This window comes from Pseudomonas sp. FP1762, from assembly GCF_030687105.1.
Taxonomy (GTDB): Bacteria; Pseudomonadota; Gammaproteobacteria; order Pseudomonadales; family Pseudomonadaceae; genus Aquipseudomonas; species Aquipseudomonas siliginis.
Genome location: NZ_CP117458.1, coordinates 2,429,229 through 2,449,111 on the forward strand (window position 1 = coordinate 2,429,229; position 19,883 = coordinate 2,449,111).

Annotated in this window: 18 protein-coding genes; 13 read left to right on the forward strand and 5 right to left on the reverse strand. The window is 58.1% G+C overall.

Annotated elements, in window-relative coordinates:
- The first annotated feature begins 85 nt into the window (after positions 1 to 85).
- Both PSH90_RS10750 and PSH90_RS10755 read left to right on the forward strand, forming a co-directional pair.
- Complete coding sequence (locus PSH90_RS10750; protein ID WP_056784803.1) at positions 86 to 757, forward strand: response regulator transcription factor; 672 nt, start codon at positions 86 to 88, stop codon at positions 755 to 757.
- A 56-nt stretch (positions 758 to 813) separates the two neighbouring features.
- Positions 814 to 6,273, forward strand: a complete 5,460-nt coding sequence (locus tag PSH90_RS10755) for an ATP-binding sensor histidine kinase (RefSeq protein WP_305382702.1) — start codon at positions 814 to 816, stop codon at positions 6,271 to 6,273.
- 61 nt (positions 6,274 to 6,334) lie between these two features.
- Here PSH90_RS10755 and PSH90_RS10760 read toward each other — a convergent pair whose 3' ends face one another.
- A complete protein-coding gene (locus PSH90_RS10760; RefSeq protein WP_041480578.1) occupies positions 6,335 to 7,099 on the reverse strand; it encodes an SDR family oxidoreductase in 765 nt (254 codons plus the stop codon).
- Positions 7,100 to 7,214: 115 nt separating this feature from the next.
- Between PSH90_RS10760 and PSH90_RS10765 the strand changes: the two genes are divergently transcribed.
- Entirely contained in the window at positions 7,215 to 8,159 is a 945-nt protein-coding gene (locus tag PSH90_RS10765) for a GlxA family transcriptional regulator (RefSeq protein WP_305382703.1), read from the forward strand.
- 12 nt (positions 8,160 to 8,171) lie between these two features.
- On the opposite strand, the gene PSH90_RS10770 is transcribed toward PSH90_RS10765, so the two are convergent.
- Together PSH90_RS10770 and PSH90_RS10775 are read right to left on the reverse strand one after the other, a co-directional pair.
- Positions 8,172 to 8,939 (reverse strand): TSUP family transporter, encoded by a 768-nt coding sequence (locus tag PSH90_RS10770; protein ID WP_056784810.1) that lies wholly within the window; start codon positions 8,937 to 8,939, stop codon positions 8,172 to 8,174.
- Between the two features lie 143 nt (positions 8,940 to 9,082).
- Positions 9,083 to 10,057 (reverse strand): hypothetical protein, encoded by a 975-nt coding sequence (locus PSH90_RS10775; protein WP_095179614.1) that lies wholly within the window; start codon positions 10,055 to 10,057, stop codon positions 9,083 to 9,085.
- A 143-nt stretch (positions 10,058 to 10,200) separates the two neighbouring features.
- On the opposite strand from PSH90_RS10775, the gene PSH90_RS10780 reads away from it, so the two are divergent.
- The 6 genes from PSH90_RS10780 (at position 10,201) to PSH90_RS10805 (ending at position 15,436) form a co-directional block, all read left to right on the forward strand.
- Positions 10,201 to 11,067: a LysR family transcriptional regulator gene (locus PSH90_RS10780; RefSeq protein ID WP_095179615.1), complete on the forward strand. Its 867-nt coding sequence runs from the start codon at positions 10,201 to 10,203 to the stop codon at positions 11,065 to 11,067.
- 124 nt (positions 11,068 to 11,191) lie between these two features.
- Positions 11,192 to 11,752, forward strand: coding sequence for a nucleotidyltransferase family protein (locus PSH90_RS10785; RefSeq protein WP_305382704.1), 561 nt, complete (start codon positions 11,192 to 11,194; stop codon positions 11,750 to 11,752).
- A gap of 617 nt (positions 11,753 to 12,369) precedes the next feature.
- The gene (locus PSH90_RS10790) at positions 12,370 to 12,729 is read left to right on the forward strand and encodes a DUF6124 family protein (protein WP_024012551.1); all 360 of its coding nucleotides are present in this window, start codon (positions 12,370 to 12,372) and stop codon (positions 12,727 to 12,729) included.
- Between the two features lie 138 nt (positions 12,730 to 12,867).
- Complete coding sequence (locus PSH90_RS10795) at positions 12,868 to 14,409, forward strand: DUF2235 domain-containing protein (RefSeq protein WP_305382706.1); 1,542 nt, start codon at positions 12,868 to 12,870, stop codon at positions 14,407 to 14,409.
- Entirely contained in the window at positions 14,409 to 15,065 is a 657-nt protein-coding gene (locus tag PSH90_RS10800) for a DUF2931 family protein (RefSeq protein WP_305382707.1), read from the forward strand. Before PSH90_RS10795 ends, PSH90_RS10800 begins: the two co-directional genes overlap by 1 nt.
- Positions 15,066 to 15,145: 80 nt before the next feature.
- Entirely contained in the window at positions 15,146 to 15,436 is a 291-nt protein-coding gene (locus tag PSH90_RS10805; protein ID WP_305382708.1) for a hypothetical protein, read from the forward strand.
- Between the two features lie 64 nt (positions 15,437 to 15,500).
- Here the strand turns inward: PSH90_RS10805 and PSH90_RS10810 are convergent, their stop codons facing one another.
- Together PSH90_RS10810 and PSH90_RS10815 are read right to left on the reverse strand one after the other, a co-directional pair.
- Positions 15,501 to 16,460 (reverse strand): DMT family transporter, encoded by a 960-nt coding sequence (locus PSH90_RS10810; RefSeq protein WP_305382709.1) that lies wholly within the window; start codon positions 16,458 to 16,460, stop codon positions 15,501 to 15,503.
- A 168-nt stretch (positions 16,461 to 16,628) separates the two neighbouring features.
- Positions 16,629 to 17,555 carry a LysR family transcriptional regulator gene (locus tag PSH90_RS10815; protein WP_305382710.1) on the reverse strand — a complete coding sequence of 309 codons (927 nt, stop codon included), beginning with the start codon at positions 17,553 to 17,555 and terminating at the stop codon, positions 16,629 to 16,631.
- A gap of 112 nt (positions 17,556 to 17,667) precedes the next feature.
- Between PSH90_RS10815 and PSH90_RS10820 the strand changes: the two genes are divergently transcribed.
- From PSH90_RS10820 to PSH90_RS10835, 4 genes are all read left to right on the forward strand, one after another.
- Positions 17,668 to 18,420, forward strand: coding sequence for a 3-oxoacyl-ACP reductase family protein (locus PSH90_RS10820; protein WP_305382712.1), 753 nt, complete (start codon positions 17,668 to 17,670; stop codon positions 18,418 to 18,420).
- 7 nt (positions 18,421 to 18,427) lie between these two features.
- Positions 18,428 to 19,024 (forward strand): NADPH-dependent F420 reductase, encoded by a 597-nt coding sequence (locus tag PSH90_RS10825; RefSeq protein ID WP_236169241.1) that lies wholly within the window; start codon positions 18,428 to 18,430, stop codon positions 19,022 to 19,024.
- Between the two features lie 49 nt (positions 19,025 to 19,073).
- Positions 19,074 to 19,472, forward strand: coding sequence for a nuclear transport factor 2 family protein (locus PSH90_RS10830; protein ID WP_305382713.1), 399 nt, complete (start codon positions 19,074 to 19,076; stop codon positions 19,470 to 19,472).
- A 107-nt stretch (positions 19,473 to 19,579) separates the two neighbouring features.
- Complete coding sequence (locus tag PSH90_RS10835; protein ID WP_024012559.1) at positions 19,580 to 19,882, forward strand: helix-turn-helix transcriptional regulator; 303 nt, start codon at positions 19,580 to 19,582, stop codon at positions 19,880 to 19,882.
- Position 19,883: the final 1 nt, after the last annotated feature.

Genomic DNA, 19,883 nt, shown 5'->3' on the forward strand with positions numbered 1-19,883 from the left:
CGGCCGGTGTCTGGCTGCGGTGGCCATCCTGAACTAGATTTATTGACCAGCCCAATGCGTGCTGCGATCTCGCCGAGGAGACACAATGACCTTGTGGTCGCATTCCAGCCCTGCGCAAAGTCCCGATGTGCTCGGCGAACCAGTGGTGTACGTGGTCGATGACGATGCCTCGATGCGCCAGGCGCTCGACAGCTTGCTGCGCTCGATCGGCTTGCAGGTGCGAACCTTCGACAGCGCCGGAGATTTTCTCGCGCAAGCGCAACGTGAGGTACCCGGTTGCCTGGTGCTCGACGTGCGCCTGCGCGGCGAAAGTGGCCTGACGTTTCAGGAACAGATGGAAAAAAATGGCTTGCGCATCCCTGTGGTGTTCATGACCGGCCACGGCGACATCGCCATGAGCGTCAAGGCGATGAAGGCCGGCGCGGTGGATTTTCTGGCCAAGCCGTTCCGTGATCAGGACATGCTCGACGCCGTGGCCAGTGCGTTGGCTCGCGACCGTGCGCGGCTAGCAGCCGAACACTCCGGCGCCGTTTTGTGTCGGGCTTACCAAACCCTGACCGCACGTGAGCGCGAAGTGCTCGGCTTCGTCATTGCCGGGCTGATGAACAAACAGATTGCCGGACAGCTCAACCTCAGCGAGGTCACGGTCAAGGTTCACCGTGGCCAGGTCATGCGCAAAATGGCCGCACGTTCAGTGGCCGATCTGGTGCGTATCGCAGAAGCGCTGGGCATCGAGCCTGTCCAGCGCAACCCCTGAGCGCTGGCGACGTGCAACTCACCGTGCGGCAAAAAACCTGAGCAGTGTTGACGCAGATGGCCAGCAGAAAACAGATTTTGTGGGACGACGGCGAGCGGGTGCTGTCCCGTGAGCGCGGTTCGAATGATGGCAGCCTACTGGCGGTGCGTCCGGCGATGGGCCAGCCATTGCCGAGCACCCTGGAGCGTCTGGCGCATGAATACAGCCTCAGGGACGACCTCAATCCTGCCTGGGCGTTGCAGCCGACAGCTTTCGAGCGTACGGGCACCCGAGTTCGTCTGCTGTTCGACGATCCGGGTGGCGAGCCGTTGTCGCGATTGCTGGTCGCTCCGCTGGATATCGAAACCTGTCTGGAATTGGCCACGAACATCGCCAAGGCACTGGGCCATATGCATCAGTGTGGTCTGGTGCACAAAGACCTGAAACCGCAGCATGTCTTTGTCCATTGCCATGACGGGCAGGCGCGGCTGACCGGCTTCGGCCTGGCCACGCGCTTGCCACGGGAACGGCAAGCGCCCACGCCACCGGAATCTATCGCCGGCACGCTGGCTTACATGGCGCCGGAGCAAACCGGGCGGATGAATCGTTCGATCGATTCGCGTAGTGATCTGTATGCCTTTGGCGTGACGCTGTACCAGATGCTCACCGGCTCGCTGCCGTTCAGTGCCAGTGAACCGATGGAGTGGGTGCATTGCCATATCGCGCGGCTGCCAATGCCCGTGTGTGAACGGGTGGCGACGGTGCCGCCGATGTTCTCGCGAGTGGTCATGAAACTGCTGGCGAAAACTGCCGAGGAGCGCTATCAGAGCGCAGTCGGTGTCGAGCATGACTTGCGCCGTTGCCTCGATGACTGGCGCCGTATGCGGCAGATCGAGACGTTCACGTTGGACGAGCAGGGCGCCTGCGAGCGCTTGCTGATTCCGGAAAAACTCTACGGCCGCGAACACGAAGTGCAAACGTTGATCGATGCCTTCGCCAATGTGGTGCAGACAGGCGCGCCGACACTGGTGCTGGTATCCGGCTATTCGGGCATCGGCAAATCGTCGGTGGTCAGTGAACTGCACAAGGTGCTGGTGCCGTCGCGTGGCTTGTTCGCCGCCGGCAAGTTCGACCAGTACCAGCGCGACGTGCCTTATTCGACCCTGGTTCAGGCCTTTCAGGGGCTGGTGCGGACGCTGTTGGGCAAGCGCACCGACGTACTGGCGGGCTGGCGCGAAGCACTGTTGCGGGCACTGGAAGCGAATGCGCGGTTGATCACCGATCTGATCCCCGAACTCAAGCTGATCATCGGCGAGCCGCCGCCCGTGCCTGAGTTGGAGCCGCAACAGGCGCAGCAGCGGTTCCTTCAGGTCTTGCAGCGTTTTATCGGCGTGTTCGCTCAGGCCGAGCATCCGTTGGCGCTGTTCCTTGACGACCTGCAATGGCTCGACGCGGCCACCCTTGATCTGCTCGAAGATTTGCTCAGTCGCGCAGAGACCCCTCATCTGCTGCTGGTCGGTGCTTATCGCGACAACGAGGTAGATGGCGATCACCCACTCAGCCGCACACTCAAGACCTTGCATCACGCCGGCGTACACATTGACGAAATTCGTCTGGCGCCACTGGCTGGCGCGCACATCGAACAACTGATCAGCGAGTCACTGCGCTGCCCGCCGGCGAGCATTGTCGCGCTGGCGCGGCTGGTGCTGGACAAGACCGCTGGCAATCCGTTCTTCGTCATCCAGTTTCTGCACGCCCTGGCCGAGGAGAAGCTGCTGACATACGAGCCTGCGTGCCAGCGCTGGCGGTGGGATGTGCACCTGATCAACGGCAAGGGCTACACCGACAATGTCGTCGATTTGATGGTCGGCAAACTGGCGCGGCTGCCCCAGGAAACCCGCCAGGCGCTGCAACAACTGGCCTGCCTGGGCAACGTCGCGCGTCTCGACACGCTGGCCACAGTCCTTGATGTGCCGGTGCCTCACGTTCACTCCGCATTGTGGCCGGCGGTGCGGCTTGAGTTGGTCGAGCGTCAGGACGGTGCCTACAGGTTTGTGCATGATCGCATCCATGAGGCGGCGTATTCGCTGATCGCTGAAACCGAGCGGGCGCAAATGCACCTGCGCATCGGCCGGCTGCTGGCACTGCAAACCCAGGGTGAGCGGCGCGAGGAGGCGATCTTCGAGATTGTCGGCCAGCTCAATCGCGGTGCGCATCTGATCAGCCTGCGTGCCGAGCGCGAGCAACTGGCCGAGTTCAACCTGCTCGCCGGCCAGCGAGCGAAGGCCTCGACCGCTTATACCTCAGCACTGACCTATCTGGGCGCCGGCGCAGAACTGTTGGGCGAGCAGGGTTATGACAGTCGGCATGAACTGGGTTTCGCTCTGGAGCTGAACCGTGCCGAGTGCGAATTTCTCACCGGCCAACTGCAGCTTGCCGACTCGCGCCTGGCGACATTGGCCGAGCGCGCCGTGACCACCGTCGAGCGCGCGGCGGTGGCGTGCCTGCAGATGGATGTCTACTTGCTGCTTGATCGCAGTGACCGGGCGGTGACGGTGTGTCTGGCCTTTCTGCGTCAGGTCGGCATCGATTGGCCAGCGCGTCCGGACGATATTCAGGTGCGCGACGAATATCAGCAGGTCTGGACCAGCCTGCGCGGGCGCAGTATCGAGCAGATGATCGACTTGCCGCTGATGGAGGATCCTGCCGCGCGGGCCACCCTCGATGCGCTGGGCAAACTCTTCGCGCCGGCGGTGCAGTCGGATCTGAACCTCGCCAGCCTGACCATTTGCAAAGCGATCAGCCTGAGCCTGCAATATGGCAACTGCGACGCCTCCTGCCTGCTCTATGCCAACTTCGGGCGCGTGTCGGGGCCGCGTTTTGGCGACTATGCCGCTGGTTATCGATTTGGCCGTCTGGGCTGCGATCTGGTTGATCGGCGCGGGCTCACGCGTTATGAGGCGAGCACCTGGTTGTGCTTCTCGATCTTCGTGGTGCGCTGGATGCGGCCAGTGCGCGAGTGCCGCGAACTGTTGCGCCGTGCGCTCAACGCGGCCCATCGCAGCGGCGATCTGCCGTATGCCGCGTTCGCCGGAAACAGCCTGATTTCCGATCTGTTGTTTATCGGCGAGCCGCTGGCCGAGGTGCAGGCGCAAGCGGAATCAGGGCTGGTCTATGCACAAAAGGTCGGTTTCGGTCTGGTGGCGGATTTCATGCGCTGCCAGTTGACGCTGATCCGCATGCTGCGCGGGCAGACGCCGACGTTCGGCTGTTTCGACGATGACGGGTTCGATGAAACAGCTGTCGAGGCGCATCTGGCCGGTTCGGCGGATCTGGCGCTGGCGCGCGGCAAGTACTGGGTACGCAAGTTGCAGGCGCGCTATCTGGCCGGGGATTACGCGGCGGCCGCTGAGTGCGCGGCCCAGGCGCAGGGACTTTTGTGGGTGGTTTCGGCGTTTTTCGAGGAGGCCGAATACCATTTCTACGCGGCGTTGACCTTGGCGGCCCACGGCGAAACTGACGCCGGTGCTTTGCAGCGTCTGGGTCAACATCATGAACAGTTGCAGACGTGGGCGCGCTTGTGTGCAGAGACCTTCGCCAGTCAGGTGGCGCTGGTCGGCGCGGAAATGGCGCGCGTCACCGGACAGTTGCTCGAAGCCGAATTGCAGTACGAGCAAGCCATTCAATTGGCTCAGGACAATGGTTTGCTCCATATCGAAGCGCTGGCCAACGAACTGGCCGCACGGTTCTACGGCGCTCGCGGGCTGGTCAGGATATCCCGGGTTTACCTGCGCGACGCACGCTACGCCTATCTGCGTTGGGGGGCTGCTGGCAAGGTGCGGGAGCTGGAGCGACGTCATCGTTTTCTGCGTGCCGAAGAGGCGCAACCGAATCCGGTCACCACGCTCATTACGCCAGTTGAACATCTCGACCTGGCAACGGTGCTCAAGGTCTCTCAAGCAGTCTCCGGCGAGATCGTCCTGGACCGTTTGATCGAAACGGTGATGCGCACCGCGATCGAACAGGCCGGGGCCGAGCATGGCCTGCTCATTTTGTTGAACGCCGACATTCCCTATGTCGCTGCGCGAACCCGTATCGGCGACGGTGCCACGCAGCTGTGCAACGCGCCGCTGCACACGGTGGCGCTGGCAGAGTCAGTGCTCTACCAGACGCTGCGCACCGGCGAAAACCTGTGCCTGGACGACGCGGTTGCCGATCCGCTGTTCGCCGCTGATCCATACGTTCAGCAACGAGGCGCGCGCTCGATCCTGTGCCTGGCATTGATGAATCAGGCGCGGGTCGCCGGGGCGCTGTATCTGGAAAACAACCTGTCCGCCGGGGTGTTCAGCCCGACGCGTCTCGCCGTGTTGCGCCTGGTGGCGTCGCAGGCAGCGATCTCGCTGGACAACGCGCGCCTGTACCGCGACCTCGCCGAGCGAGAAGCGAAGATCCGTCGGCTGGTCGACGCCAACATCATCGGCATCATCGTCTGGGGCGTGGAAGGGGAAATCATCGAGGCCAATGACGCGTTCCTGCGCATGGTCGGTTACACCCGTGATGAGTTGCTTTCGGGCAGTGTCCATTGGCGTGACATGACCCCGCCGGCGATGCGCGCTAACAGCGATATTGCACTGGCAACGGCGATCCACACTGGCCGGGCCCAGCCATTCGAAAAGGAGTACATCCGCAAGGACGGCAGTCGGCTGCCGGTGATTGTCGGTCTGGCTGCCTTCGAAGCGAGTCAGCAACAGGGCCTGGCCTTTGTGCTGGATATCAGCGAACGCAAGCTGGCTGAAGAGCAAGTGCGCGAAGGCGAGCGTCGTTATCGTCAGGTGCAAACGGAACTGGCCCACGCCAATCGTGTGGCAACCATGGGTCAGTTGGCCGCATCGATTGCCCACGAAGTCAATCAGCCGATCGCCGCCACGGTGACCCATGCTAATGCCGCGTTGCGCTGGCTCGGTGCAAAGCCACCAAATATCAACGAGGTCGAGCAGGGCCTGCGGCATATCATTCTCGACGGCAACCGCGCCGCCGACGTACTCGGGCGCATCCGCGCGCTGATTCACAAAACGCCACCGCAGCGTCAGCCTGTCAGCCTCAATCTGCTGATTGAAGAAATGGTCGGTTTCAGCCGGGGCGAAGCGCTCAAGCACGGCGCCGAAGTCAGCGTTGAGCTGGCGGCAGATTTGCCTTTCGTAGTGGCGGACCGGGTCGAACTGCAACAGGTGTTGCTCAACCTGATCATCAACAGCCTCGAAGCCATGACGATCATGGCAGAGGGGCAGCGACGTCTGCTGATTCGCAGTGAGGCGCTGGGCGATAACGTGCACATCAGCGTCAGCGATTCGGGGCCGGGCTTTGCCTGCGAGCGGGCGGAGCAAGTGTTCACGGCGTTCTTCACAACCAAATCCACCGGACTGGGCATGGGCCTGTCGATTTGCCGCACGATCATTGAAGGACATGGCGGCAAATTGTGGGCCGAGCGCAATGAGCCGAGGGGGGGCGCGGGTGGTGTTTGGCTTGCCGCGTTGTGAATGAACATGATCAACAGCCAGGCTACCCGGGCATTGAGCCCGGATGTTTCTGTCGGTGAGTTCAGGCCACCGGAATAGGATTCTCCAGCAGCGACAGGTTGAACTGCTCGATCAACCCGTGCTCGTTCGCGCCCTGGTTGGCCCGCAGCGGCAACACTCGGTCGACCAGCACTTCGGTGGTGGCGGTTTCCAGCTTGATCAGGGTTTCCTCGATAAACTCGCCCAGCGGCATGGCGCGCTCGTCGCCGCTCTTGTGAATCAGATCGGTATCGACCCAAGGTGGCGCGATTTCCAGGACCTTGACGCTGGTGTCGCGCAGCATGAAACGTTGCGACAGCGAGTAGGAATGGATCGCCGCTTTGGTCGCCGAATACAGCGCCGTGGTCGCCAGCGGCAGGTAGGCCAGCACCGAGCTGTTGTTGATGATGTAGGCCTCGGGCTGGCGCTTGAGGTGTTCGACGAACGCGGCGCTGACGCGCACCGGGCCGAGCAGGTTGGTCTGCAACAGACCGACGGCCTGTTCATCGTCGTAGTCGCCGGAACCCGCGTTGTCGAAGGGCATGATCCCGGCGTTGTTGATGATCACGTTCAACGACGGATGGCGGCGGATGACTTCGGCGGCGACGTCCTTGATCTGCTGCGCATCGTTGATGTCCAGCTGCACGGTGTCGATGCCCGGATTCGCCTGGGCAATCTCTGCCAGCAGGGTCTGGCGACGACCAGCGATGATGACCTTGTTGCCGCGCTGATGCAGGGCCTCGGCCAATGCGCGGCCGATGCCGGAAGTGCCGCCGGTGATGAAGATCGTGTTGGCTTCAAGTTTCATGAGCTGCGTCCCGCGAGTGGATTGATTGGTATGCAAGCCATGATGGAGAAAACCTGAATCGACCTGAATGACGTATGTGGTAGTGTTTCAGGACATTCAACAACGGAGCGCGACCATGCATCGAGTCGGTTATCTGCTCACGGAAGGTTTTCAGGTCATGGCGCTGGCGACCCAGTCGGTGTTCGAGTTTGCCAACATCGTCACGGGCAAAGCCGTGTACAAGGTGCAGAACTTTTCCCAGGCCGGCGGCATTGTCAGCTCCTCGCTGGGCTTGCACGTCGATACGTTGCCGCTGACGCAAGCGGGGCTGGCCGACAGTTGGCTGGTGGCGGGAACGCTGACACCGCTGACGCCGCCCGATGCTAATGTGCTGCACAGCGTGCGCGGGCTCGCCGACGGCGCACGCCGCGTGGCCGGCATCTGCACCGGCTCGTTCGTACTGGCGCAGGCGGGCGTGCTGGACAACCGCCGCGTGACCACGCACTGGGCGTTCGCCCCGGCGCTGCGCAGGATGCATCCCTCGGTGAACGTCGAGGACGACCGGATCTTTATCATCGACGGCCCGGTGTGGACGTCGGCGGGCATGACCGCTGGTGTCGACATGGCGTTGGGCATGGTCGAAAAAGATCTGGGCAGCGACATTGCGCGCTCGGTGGCCCATCGGCTGGTGATGCATCAGCGCCGCTCGGGCGGGCAGTCGCAGCACTCGGAATTGCTGTCGCTGTCACCCAAATCCGATCGCATTCAGAGTGCGCTGGATTACGCGCGCAAGCACCTCAATCGCCCGCTGAGTGTCGAAGAACTGGCCGAGGTGGTGCACCTGAGTCCGCGGCAATTCACCCGGGTGTTTACCGCCGAAACCGGCCAGTCTCCAGCCAAGGCGATAGAGAGCCTAAGGCTGGAAGCAGCGCGTTTGCTGATCGAGCAAAGCAGTCACAGTCTGGATGTGGTCGCCAGAGAAACCGGGTTTCGTGACCGCCGGCACATGCGCGAGGTGTTCATGCGCGGGTTTGGCGTGCCGCCGCAGGCGGTGCGGCGCGATTCGCGGCGGATGGTATGACGTGACCAGGGTCTACGAAAAAATGTTGACCCCCATTCTGCCGATCAGGAATACGAGCAGGATCAGGAAAAAAACTCTGATGAAACTGCTTCCATAACGTAATGCCAAAAAGACACCGGTCAGTGCACCGGCCATATTGCATAAAGCAACTATGCCGCCAATCGCCCACAAGACATTACCGGAGGGGATAAAAAATATGAGCGCAGCGCTGAACGTCCCCAGGTTGACCAGTTTTGCAGAGGCTGATGCATTGAGGAAATCAAAGCCAAAGACCTTGACGAAGATAAACAGCAGCAGGCTGCCACTGCCCGGGCCGAAGACACCATCGTAGAAACCGATCAGGCTGCCAAAGAAAACTCCAAGGCAAATGTCTTTCGTTCCGAAGTGGCGGTCTTTGCCTGCCAAACCAAGTTTTTTTTCCATAAACGTGTAGATAGCCATGACTATCAATATGAAAAAGACAACGATCTCCATCAATCTTTTAGGAACAAGGGATACCGAGAGAGCTCCGAGAAAAGAAAATAAAAAAGCGGCGAGCATGGTCGGAAGCATTAAATTCCAGCGAATTTTTATGCGCTTCAGGTAACCCGATATTGATGAAATATTGCCTGCCAGAACGGCCAGTTTGTTGGTGCCGAAAATGGTGGCAAGGCTGTACTGGGGTAGAGCATGTAGAAGTGCCGGCACCTGTACCAGGCCCCCGCCACCGACCGCAGCGTCTATCAGGCCACCACAAAACGCGAAGAAACCCAATGCAAGAACAGCGTGTTCAACATCCATGCGATAGATCCCTGCGGAACGTCATTTGGCCGGAAGGTTCATGAGTCGCTCGTGGTTTGGTTTAAATATCGTCAAAACATGCCGATCATTCTCCAAGCTCACATTATGAGAGTTCATCGGCATGCTTCGTTAATCCATAGAGATCAACAGGTCATAATCCGATGCATGGCGGAGAATGCATTGCCGACTCTTTCATTGTAATTGAGCATGATGCCCTTCAGTCGCGCAGGCTTGAATTCCAGACCTACCGTCTGACCGTAAGCTTGCGCGGCCGCCAAGGCATGCAATCCGTGTTTGTTCTCAACTTCTCCGGAGTGCCCCATTACGTAGCCTTTGGCGTTACGCAGGTTTTGCGTGTTTGTCCTCAAGAACGGATTGGCCGCGAGGAGCTTTGCTTCAATATATTGAGCGATGAAATTGTATTCACGACCGTTCCACAGTTCAGATGAGATTGAAACCATCATCGCATCCATAATTGAAGATTTGTGTTCCTGCGAGTTTAGTGCCGTTTTATGCTTGGCGACCCCGGTGTTGTATAGGAAGTCCGCGAAGTCATTGCATTCAGCAATTTTGAATTGTTCTTCAACCCAGGCTGACGCACCAAAAGCTGCAGTCATGTAGTTGTACATTCCGTCATGGCCCTGATGTCCAAGACCGAAATCATCTTTCGCCACTTCATGCATATGCGCCATGACATTGTGGTAACCCTCACGTCTGTCGGCAGATACCGATATCGCATCCGCCGACAGGCGCATGATGATTTTTGCCGAGACAAGGCTGGTGGTTTTATGGGTTTCATTCCACCCATTGAAAAAGCTCAATACCGACGAGTCTATTACTGGCTTTTCGAGGAACGCCCTGAATGCGCTTTCAGCCGCCAGTTGCGCGTCTTGCGTGATGGAATGATTGAGTACCTCAAGCATGGCGTCCTGTATCTCAGCAACGTTGCCGACGCAGGCCAGCAACGGTTGACGCCGTTGGTTTTCTTCTAAGGTACGTCCGGGAATTTTCAAGTTGCGTATGTGCTTGGGCAGGGCCTGGATAAATGTCTCGCCAAATTCTTGCATGGATTTATGTTCAAGCGGTTCCAAACGACTCTGTGGCGATGCTGAGCTCATGATGTGTCCTTCTCCCTAAAGACCTATGAAATGTTTGGTTTTAACGCACTTTCTTGCCTTGCAGCGGCGAAATTAGCCCGATTTGTTGGCCTGCGACAAGTGACTTATACTGACCAAATCATTCATTTTTAATGAGCGTTTACATGGAGTTTTCGCAACTGGTCATGTTCAAGGCAGTAGCCGATCTGGGCAGTATCGTCCGTGCCTCGGAGCGATTGCACTGCGTGCCGTCCAACATCACCAACCGCATCAAGCTTCTGGAACGTGAGCTTGGAGTTGACCTGTTTATAAGGAAAGGCAGAGGATTGATCATCAGCCCTTCAGGTCGGCTTTTTCTCGGCTATACCAACAAAATCCTGTCTTTGTGCGAAGAATCGCAACGAGCGCTTGATCCGTCGTCAGCTCCTTCGGGAGAACTCAGGATTGGTGCCATAGAATCATCCGCTACCGGCCGGTTACCCAAAGTGCTATCCAGGTTTCATCAACTTTATCCGGCTGTACAAATGCAATTCAGCACTGGCGATTGGTCACAATTATCCGCAGAAGTGGTCAACTACACGTTGGACGGGGCAATAATTGCCGTCAGGCCAGAACATCCGGACATCGAGAGTCTGGAGATCTATGAAGAGGATCTAGTGGTGATTGCCTCGCCGTCCGCGGGGGTGATAAACCAGCCAGAGGACCTGCGCGGTGTGGATTTATTCATGTGGCCTGAAGGATGTCCCTACAGAAAGGCTTTGGTAACCTGGCTGGAGCGGTACAAAGTTTTCAATCCGATAACAAGCATAGCCAGTTATGGCACCATCCTTGGCTGCGTAAGTTCAGGCGCCGGGATATCGTTGGTGCCCAGAGGCATGTTTGAACAGTTCCGCCAGCTCGGCGGTATTCAAGGATTCTTCTTCAATGACTTAAAGCCTGTGCAGAATTATTTTATCTGGAACAGGCACGTTGAATCTCATCGCGCAAAAGACAAGTTTGCCGATTTGCTCAAGGAAGAGTTCAAGGTTTGAGAAGTGGGCGGCAGTTGGCCCTATCCTGCAAAGTTCGCCTGCACTCGTCATTCAGCACAAGGGACCGAGCGCTTACAGAGACCACTGATAGGCTCTCGCAACCATGGTCATTGGATTGAAATAAATGAATCTGGAAGCGCAACTGCGGGATCTGATTGCTGAAGATCTCGTCCGCATGCACATCTTGCGCATAGTCAGGGATCTCAACTTGCCGGACTGCTGGGTTGCCGCAGGTTTTGTGCGCAGCCTGGTTTGGGATCATCTGCATCAGCGCCAACCTTCGCCGTTGCCCGAGGACATTGATGTCATATGGTTTGACAGAACACGTCCCGGTGATCAAACGGATTTGGCCTTGGAGGTCGAGCTTGCAGCACTGTGCAGTGACTTGAAGTGGTCGGTGAAAAACCAGGCACGCATGCACCAGCGGAACGCCGATGCGCCTTATGGGGCGGCTGCGGATGCAATGACGTTCTGGCCGGAAACTGCTACGGCAGTAGGTGTCAGGCTTGATCGGCATGGTGCGATAGAGGTTTCGGCGCCATTGGGGCTGGAGGATTTGTTTGCGCTGAAAGTGCGGCCAACCGCCCGATTTGAAAGTGATAAATACGTGGTGTTTCTGGAGCGCCTGCAGTCGAAGAGATGGCTCGAGATCTGGCCGAAATTGACGCTCGTAACGCAGGGTTGATGCCGCCCCGATTGATCGTTTAAACCGATAAGGAAATCTTTATGCATCCCGACCTTTCGTAGAGCGCTCGGGTTTTTGATTGAGGCTTTGAAGTACCAGGGACAACTAGCGGCACACGACCGAGGAGCAAAATGGAGATTGACCCGCTGCTTAAGAAGCGACAGTTGAATGTGCAGGAGCAGAATGCTGTGACTGCCCATCGCCTGATCCCCTTGTAGGAGTGAGCCTGCTCGCGATGACGCCAGCCCATTCACCGCCACATAAACAGAAAACCCTTAGCCCGTTTAAACAGTAAATCAAGCATTAAGCAAACGGCTACAACGCCTTGCGCCATTCCCTACGACTACGCCAGAATCCGCCGGCTTGTGCGTCTAGGTCGCGGGTTCTATCGTCTGTCGGTCGCTGAAAAACAGTGATCGGGTTTGGTAGCCCGCCATAACTAGTCGCATCGCGCACCGTTCGCAGACCGGCTTCAGGTCGCTGCTCAATGGTGGCCATGCGCAGGACACCTTCGGGTGTGCCGGTTCCTAGTTACCGGTCTACCAACCCGCGTATGGCCGCCACCTTCGTTTGGTAGCGAATGTGAAGGCTCCTTTTAGCTAACTAGGAGTTTCACCATGTTCAAAGTCACACCCAATCCCCCAACCACCGACCCCGCATCCCCCTACGAATCAAGTGCATCGAAAAAACTACACGAAGCCGCCGAACGCGCCCTCGATCACTACCTCGGCCCGGCAGACATCCTGGCCAGCACCAACACCCCGGAACAGATGTTCCTCGCCAACCCGAAATACGACACCGAATCCCTGCTGGCCAACGCCAGCGAATCCCTCGGCTCGGCCACCACCATGCTCTACGACTTCGCCGCGCTGCTCGACAACCCGCGCCGCAAAACCCTGCTAGGCATCGCCCAGGTCGTCATGCTCGGCGAAATCGCGGTCAATCAGGCTTTGGACAAAGTCGAAATAGCCAAATAACCCGCAATGCGACGAGCGCAAAACCTCGTCGCAACACCCGGGCGCACCACGGCTGGCACACGGCCACGGCTTGCACCACCCGGGCTCGACTGTCACCCTTCGGGCCGTTCTTCAAGGATCAGAACAAGGAATCAAGGATTGAGTGGTTACGTTCCAAACCCGCCGAAAAACTACCGCTACGAACAAGCCAAACCCGTCGACCTGCACGCCCAGCACTGGGCCGAATATGAGAAGCACGGGAAAGAGCCCGCGCGCGAGCCTGAGAAGATAGGCATTGCGTTGAGGATCGGGGTTTTCTTTGATGGCACTGGCAACAATGCGAACAACTCTGCTGCGGGGTTGTTGTGTGGTGCTCAGCATCCGATTGCGCCTGAGGATATACCAGCTAGCTGCATGCCTTATATGAGTGACCCGGATAGTAGTTATGGCGCCGGGCCTACGAATATCAAGAAATTGTTTTCTCTGTATAAAAAGACCCAGAAAGCCGAAGGCGATGGCTTTCTTAAGTTCGTCTCAAGCCCAATATATGTCGAAGGTATAGGCACTGAAAGCGATCAGATGGATAGCGCTGTAGGTGCTGGAACGGGGCGAGGTGAGACTGGTGTTACGAGTCGCGTACAAGCGTCCTTCATGCAGATAAAACAAGCTATCGAAGAGGCACTGCAAGAGAACCCCGACAGTGAAATTGCGTCCCTGACGTTCGATACATTTGGCTTCAGTCGTGGGGCTGCTGCTGCACGGCACTTCGCAAATGAAGTGGTGCGGGGTAAGCAAGGAGCTTTAGGAGATCTCCTAAACCGGAACGCCGCAGATTTCAGTCGCACCTTTGATAATAAATACGGAAACGGCATCAAAATGGGTTTCATCGGGCTCTTTGACACGGTGCCCTCAATTGCTGGCTTCACCAATCTTGGCCGGGTGAAAAGTCCTATAGCTCCCGGTGTGAGGCTTTACCTGGACCGTCGATACTTCACGGATGTCGTACATCTCGTAGCGCGCGATGAGTGTCGCGCTAATTTTGCGCTCAGCCGGGTGAAGCCCGCGCACCCTGAGTACACTCTTCCCGGGGTTCATTCGGATATTGGCGGCAGCTATCTTGATGAAGTAGAGGAACGCGTGCTTGTCAGTCCGATGCAAACTCTCGATGTACCTCGGTACGTAGACGTTTCAACGACGTCGATTTATCACGACGCCGGGCGCGTAAAAAGCGAGTGGCTTGCTAAAGGATGGCCTGCGCATCTGCTGGATATTGTCACCCCGGCTTCCTTCGAAATTCCGCAGGAGCATCAAGACAGGCTTTCACCGGGGCAGAAGCGCGTATATGCCGCTCTACAATTGAAACGTCCGGTGAGTGGAAAACTTTCGAGAGTTTATTTAAGAGTCATGTATCAGCTGGCAAAAGAAAAGGGTGTTCAATTCATTGATATACCGGAAGATGACGAATACTCCGTGCCGGCAGAGCTGCAACCTCTTTGTGACCGATTTCTCACCGGAAACTACAGAACAACTGCAGAAGAAGAGGCTTTGCTCAAGCTGAAGTACATTCATACCTCTGCAAACTGGAATCATCCCCTTGGAAGAAGAGACGGGAGCGGTATTGATGCTGTTTACATCAACGCCCCGACGGAAGACGCGATCCGTGTACAACATCCTCACGTAGCTGATTGGAAGCTCTGGTAATGAAGTCTGTAATCGCTCTGCTTGTCGCCTTATTGTTAATAGGCTGCCAGAAAGGAGGTTTCGAAAGTGGAGAAAATGACCCCAAGTCTCCTTGGTGGCAAATAGGATTCGTTGAGCCGAATTACATGAAGATCTGGGTTGAGGACAGCTCGGTGCTCGATATTAATAACAGAATGTTTTTCAGAGTCGGTGGAAAATCCGCTCCCGGAGGCGAACCAGAAGATGGGACGGAGTCTGCCCGCGGTTGGGGAACAGTCGGTGGTTCTGGAGTTTTGGTAACCGGTGCTGACCTTCCTAGAATGATTTTTGTCCGTTGGCAGTCGATATCGGAGCAGAAAACCTATAAAGGCTTCATAGAGATTCCAGAGGAAGCGAGGCAACTGATGGTGCAGTCCACACACCAGCGTTGCCCGAAGACTCCGGAAAGAACCTCACGTTACTCCGCAACGCTGCTTGTGGGGCTCGCCCCGGGGGGAGTACTTCAAGCGTGGGTCAGGGACTCCTGCCACCGCCCGATAAAAGTCTCCCATGCTCAAGGCGAACTCGAACCTCTCGGCCCGGAGCAGGGCAAGCATGGCGGGCGCTATGCCTATCCCGTGAGTGAAAAGGCCAAACGATACATTGATAAGTTCGGCATCCCGTACGGTAGCTGGTAAATGACGTGGATGGAGCAGCATCTACTTTTCAGGCGCCAGACTGTTTCAATTTCGCTGGGTCGAATTAGCGGGACGGCGTCTTGAGAATAGAAAAGGCCGACCGTTTCGATGATGTCGACTACGGCGCAGGCTATGAGTATCGAGGTTTCAATTACCTGATTCTGGATGGTGTCGATGAGTTTCTCGTCAGAATTTACGATGACCAACCCGGTGGCGCGACGGTTGTGCGCCCTGCCATGACCACAAGCACCAGACTCAGGACGCTAGCGGAATTCTTACGAACGGAGCTGGAGGTAACTGCGATTTATCTCTACAAGGGTGAAATAGGAAGCTATGTCCAGGTAGACCTCGAGAGCCTGCAATTCTGCTGATCCGGTATCGAGCCGGGGGCGATAAGCAGGACTCGCCAACCAAGAGTCCCGCCACCACACCCCCTCAAACCTCAGCCTTCACCCCAACCTTCACCGGCGCTTTGCGATACGTCAGCAAAACAATCCCGCTCACCACAATCACGCCACCGATGATCTGTCCTCTGCTGAGCATCTGATCCAGCACAATCCAGCCCATCAACAACGTCGCCAATGGCTCAATGTTCATCACAGGGGCGTTGCGTGGCATGTCCAGTCGGGGCACGGAAATGAACAACACAATGAAGCCGGTCCCATAGAGCACGACGAGCGTGGCAAGGGCCAGCCAGCCGGTTGAGGTGGCGGGGAGGTTGAGTCCGCCGGGGAGGGCGCCGGTCAGGCCGGCCAGGTTGACGCTGCTGAAGACGATGAAGATGGTCAGCAGGCTGCGCACCGAGCCGCGCACTTGCGACAGTTTGTGGTCGGTGATCCACAGCGCGCAGGCGAATACGCTGGCGGCGCAGAAGGCGAGTGCGACGCCCAGTAGCCATTCCGGGCCGACGCTGGCGCTGTCTGACAGACGTCCGGGGACGTCCAGTACGAACACCAATCCCATGAGAATCAAGCCCATCAACATCGCGGTGCGCGCGCTTGGTCGTGGGCCGCCCAGCGCCCAGGTCAGCAAGGCGAGCAGGATCGGAAACACGTTGGCCACCAGCAGGGCCAAAGCGACCGGGACCCGCGCGACAGCGGAGTACAGACATAGGCTCTGCGCGGTGATCAACAGCCCCAACAGTAATTGCCAACGCCAAGCGCCCGCCGGCAGACGCAGACTTTGCCGCTGCCACAGGACGAGAATGGCCAGCACCAGCAAGGTCCCGCCCGAGCGCATCAGAATCGCCAGCAACACGCCCGCGCCATCATCAAAAGCGACCCGTGCCGCGACGTGGTTGCCGGCGAACGCACAACCCATGCACAACAGAATGATCACGGCGAGATAACGGGGGAAGGGCGGCGGTACGGTTGGCGCAAACTCAGGACGGGACATGGCAGATCTCAAAAATGATAGCCACTCGGGGTGGCTCAGGTTTTTATTATGTTGTCGTACAACTGCCAGATTTGTACCGTAATCGAGCGGGGCCGGCAAGCTTGAAAGGCTTGTAAAATCGCTTGGTTGTGGTGCTGCTTAGATCTTAGAGGTCGTATAACTTGCTCGTTAAACCCGAGCATCGAGTCGAATTGCCCACCCATCCTCTCGAGCCTGACCGACCAGAAAATCCACAAAAGCCCGGGTTTTTGCTGGCAATAGTTTCTGGCTGGAAAAGTACAAATAGATCTGCCCTGCATCGACATACCAATCGGGCAAAACCCTTTCCAGCGTACCGTCCTGCAGATAAGGCAAAACATCCGGAACTGCCAACAGCGCAACCCCCAACCCCAGTCGCGCGCACTGACACAGCGCTTGCGGATCGTTGACCAACAGGCGCGGCGTCAACTCCAGGGGCGCTCGTTGCCCGTCGGGGCCTTGCAGCATCCAGCTACGCACCTTGCCGGTCTGCACCGAGCGCATGGCCAGGTGATTCAGCGTCGACAGCTCTTCAATGCGCTGGACGCGCGGGCGCCCCGACAGATACTCCCGCGAGGCCACCAGAATCAGATGCGCCGGGGCGATGGCTCTGGCGACCACACCTTGCGCGAGTTCGATGCCGCCGCCGATAGCCGCATCAAAGCCGTCCGCGATGAGATCGACCTGGCGATTGTCGACATGCCATTCGGGGATCACGGCGGGATATCGATTGAGAAATTCCGGCATCAGCGGCAGCAGGAAATCCCTGGCAAAACCCGGTGCCGCACTTAGACTCAGGGTGCCGGAAGGCTCTCCGGCATTGCCGGCCACATCGGCGATCGCCGCTTGAACACTTTCCAGTCCTGAACCGACATTGGCCAGAAAGCGTTCTCCCGCTTCGGTCAGCGTGAGTTTGCGCGTGCTGCGCTGAAACAAGCGTACGCCGAGGTTAGCCTCCAATTGCGCGACATTGCGGCTGACCGCCGCGGGTGTCAGGCCCAGGCGGCGCCCCGCCGCAGAGAAGCTTCCTGCCTCGGCGCTGCGCACGAATGAGAGCAAATTACCCAACGTTTCCATCCGCGCACCTTCAACTAATGATTGAAAGTGATTCTAGTTGTCTTCCACTACTGGTGGAAGATCAAAAAGCGTCTCATAGCCTCATCAACTTCAACCACCCAGAGGCTCGACCATGAACACATCCACGCTTCCACTGACCGGCAAAATCGCCATCGTTACCGGTGGCTCACGCAGCATCGGCGCAGCCATCGCCAAACGGCTCGCGGCAGATGGCGCAACCGTCGCTATCACCTACAACGCATCGCCAGATCGCGCCGCAGCGGTCGTGCAGGAAATCGTTGCGGCGGGCGGCCAGGCTGTGGCGCTGGCGGCCGATGCGGGCAACCCCGAGGCTGTACGTGCTGCGATTGCCGAGGTTGCACAGCGTTTTGGCAAGATCGACATTCTGGTCAACAACGCTGGTATCAGCCTGCTCGGTGCCCCCGAGGACATCGTCTTTGAGGACTTTCAACGCATCCTTGCGGTGAACGTGACCGGCCTCTTCGTCGCCACTCAGCAAGCGCTCAAACACATGGGGCAGGGCGGCCGCATCATTCACATCGGCAGCTCGATGGTGCAATACGCTGCGTTCGCTACCGCCTCCGTCTACACCCTGAGCAAAGGTGCGCTGACCGGTTTCAGTCGTGGACTGGTGCGCGATCTGGGGCCGCGCGGCATCACTGTGAACACCGTCCATCCCGGCCCGACCGACAGCGACATGAACCCGGCCGACGGGCCTATTGCGGACTTCCTACGCCCGAACATCGCCATGGGGCGGTACGGAGAGGGCAAGGATGTCGCCAGTGCGGTGGCGTACCTGGCCAGTGCAGAGGCAGGGTTTGTCACCGGCGCAGAATTAATCGTCGACGGCGGCTTCACCGCGTAAGGAGAGCATCATGACTATCAGCATCATTGGTACAGGCTCCATCGGCACCGCCATCGCTCGGTTGCTCGTCAACGCAGGCCTGCCGGTCAGCCTGGCCAACAGCCGCGGGCCGCAGAGCCTTGCCGGTTTGGTCGACGAATTGGGTCCACTCGCACAAGCGGTGACGGCTCAGCAAGCAAGCCAGGCGGACATCGTTTTTCTGGCGGTGAACTGGTCGAAAATCCCTGACGCGGTGCGCGATCTCGGGCCTTGGGATGGGCGCATCGTGATCGATGCCAACAACCCCATTGAAGCGCCGCTGTTCAAGCCTTTCGATCTGGGCGGCCAGCCGTCTTCGCAAGTGGTGGCGCAGATGCTGCCCGGTGCGCACGTGGTCAAGGCCTTCAACCACCTGCTCGCGGCTCTGCTGAGCGATCCCACCGCCGAGGGCGGCAAGCGTGTGCTGTTTTATTCCGGTGAAGATGCCGCGAGCAAAACCCAAGTTGCAGAGCTGATTGATCAATTGGGTTTTTACGGCATCGATCTCGGCGGTGTGCAGCAGGGAATGCTTGCGCAGTTTCCGGGCGGACCGCTGCCAGCCTTGAACCTGGTCAAACATGGTTAATCGCTGAGCCCGGGCAACCGGGCTTCACACACAAATCGAGGAATCAAAAATGGCTGGCTCAGATTCGCGAAATACTGATGAAGTTGAAAACTACGACGCCTTGCTACGGGCCAATCTGCAGCGGGTGTTCAACCAACGCGATGCACAAAGGCGCTTGGCGGCGGTGCAGGAGCTTTTTGCAGAAGCACCGACGATGTATGAACCGGCTGGCATCGTCACCGGGCAAGCGGCGATTTCGGCAGTGGCCGGTGCGTTGCTGGATCAGTTCGGGCCGGACTTCGCTTTTGTTGCGGAGGGAACTGCAGTTGGGCATCACGGCTTGGGTTATCTGCGCTGGCACGCCGGCCCGGGCGATGGGCCGGTCATCGTCAGCGGCGTCGATGTGGCAGAAATCAGCGAAGGGAAAATCGTGCGGTTGTGGGTGTTGCTGGATGCGCCCCAAGGCTGAGCTGTCCGGCAGGGCGGCAGATCGGGTTCCATTGCCGCCTGTCGCCGACTGTCAATCAGATCGATATCCCGCATTGACATATCGAAGAATCTCGATATCCTCGGCGAATGGAACTGATCGAAATCTTCAAAGCCCTCTCGAACCCGACGCGCCTCAAGATCCTTGAAGGCCTGAAGGATCCCGTGAAGAACTTCCCCCCGCAGGATGAGGGTGACGTTCTTGTTGAGGGTGTCTGCGTCAGCAGTATCCAGGAAGGTATCGGCCTGTCGCAGTCGACGGTGTCGAGTTATCTGGCCACGTTGCAGCGGGTGGGGCTGGTGGAAGTGCGGCGCATCGGTCAATGGACCTACTACAAACGCAATGAGGCAGCAATCAGCGCGCTTGCAGAGATCATAGGGAAAGAGCTGTAAA

Coding starts and splice junctions, on each gene's coding strand:
- PSH90_RS10835 (WP_024012559.1), top strand. CDS start 19,580: ATGGAACTGATCGAAATCTTCAAAGCCCTCTCGAACCCGACGCGCCTC.
- PSH90_RS10790 (WP_024012551.1), top strand. CDS start 12,370: ATGTTCAAAGTCACACCCAATCCCCCAACCACCGACCCCGCATCCCCC.
- PSH90_RS10780 (WP_095179615.1), top strand. CDS start 10,201: ATGGAGTTTTCGCAACTGGTCATGTTCAAGGCAGTAGCCGATCTGGGC.
- PSH90_RS10750 (WP_056784803.1), top strand. CDS start 86: ATGACCTTGTGGTCGCATTCCAGCCCTGCGCAAAGTCCCGATGTGCTC.
- PSH90_RS10775 (WP_095179614.1), bottom strand. CDS start 10,057: ATGAGCTCAGCATCGCCACAGAGTCGTTTGGAACCGCTTGAACATAAA.
- PSH90_RS10830 (WP_305382713.1), top strand. CDS start 19,074: ATGGCTGGCTCAGATTCGCGAAATACTGATGAAGTTGAAAACTACGAC.
- PSH90_RS10820 (WP_305382712.1), top strand. CDS start 17,668: ATGAACACATCCACGCTTCCACTGACCGGCAAAATCGCCATCGTTACC.
- PSH90_RS10810 (WP_305382709.1), bottom strand. CDS start 16,460: ATGTCCCGTCCTGAGTTTGCGCCAACCGTACCGCCGCCCTTCCCCCGT.
- PSH90_RS10815 (WP_305382710.1), bottom strand. CDS start 17,555: ATGGAAACGTTGGGTAATTTGCTCTCATTCGTGCGCAGCGCCGAGGCA.
- PSH90_RS10755 (WP_305382702.1), top strand. CDS start 814: ATGGCCAGCAGAAAACAGATTTTGTGGGACGACGGCGAGCGGGTGCTG.
- PSH90_RS10770 (WP_056784810.1), bottom strand. CDS start 8,939: ATGGATGTTGAACACGCTGTTCTTGCATTGGGTTTCTTCGCGTTTTGT.
- PSH90_RS10785 (WP_305382704.1), top strand. CDS start 11,192: ATGAATCTGGAAGCGCAACTGCGGGATCTGATTGCTGAAGATCTCGTC.
- PSH90_RS10800 (WP_305382707.1), top strand. CDS start 14,409: ATGAAGTCTGTAATCGCTCTGCTTGTCGCCTTATTGTTAATAGGCTGC.
- PSH90_RS10760 (WP_041480578.1), bottom strand. CDS start 7,099: ATGAAACTTGAAGCCAACACGATCTTCATCACCGGCGGCACTTCCGGC.
- PSH90_RS10765 (WP_305382703.1), top strand. CDS start 7,215: ATGCATCGAGTCGGTTATCTGCTCACGGAAGGTTTTCAGGTCATGGCG.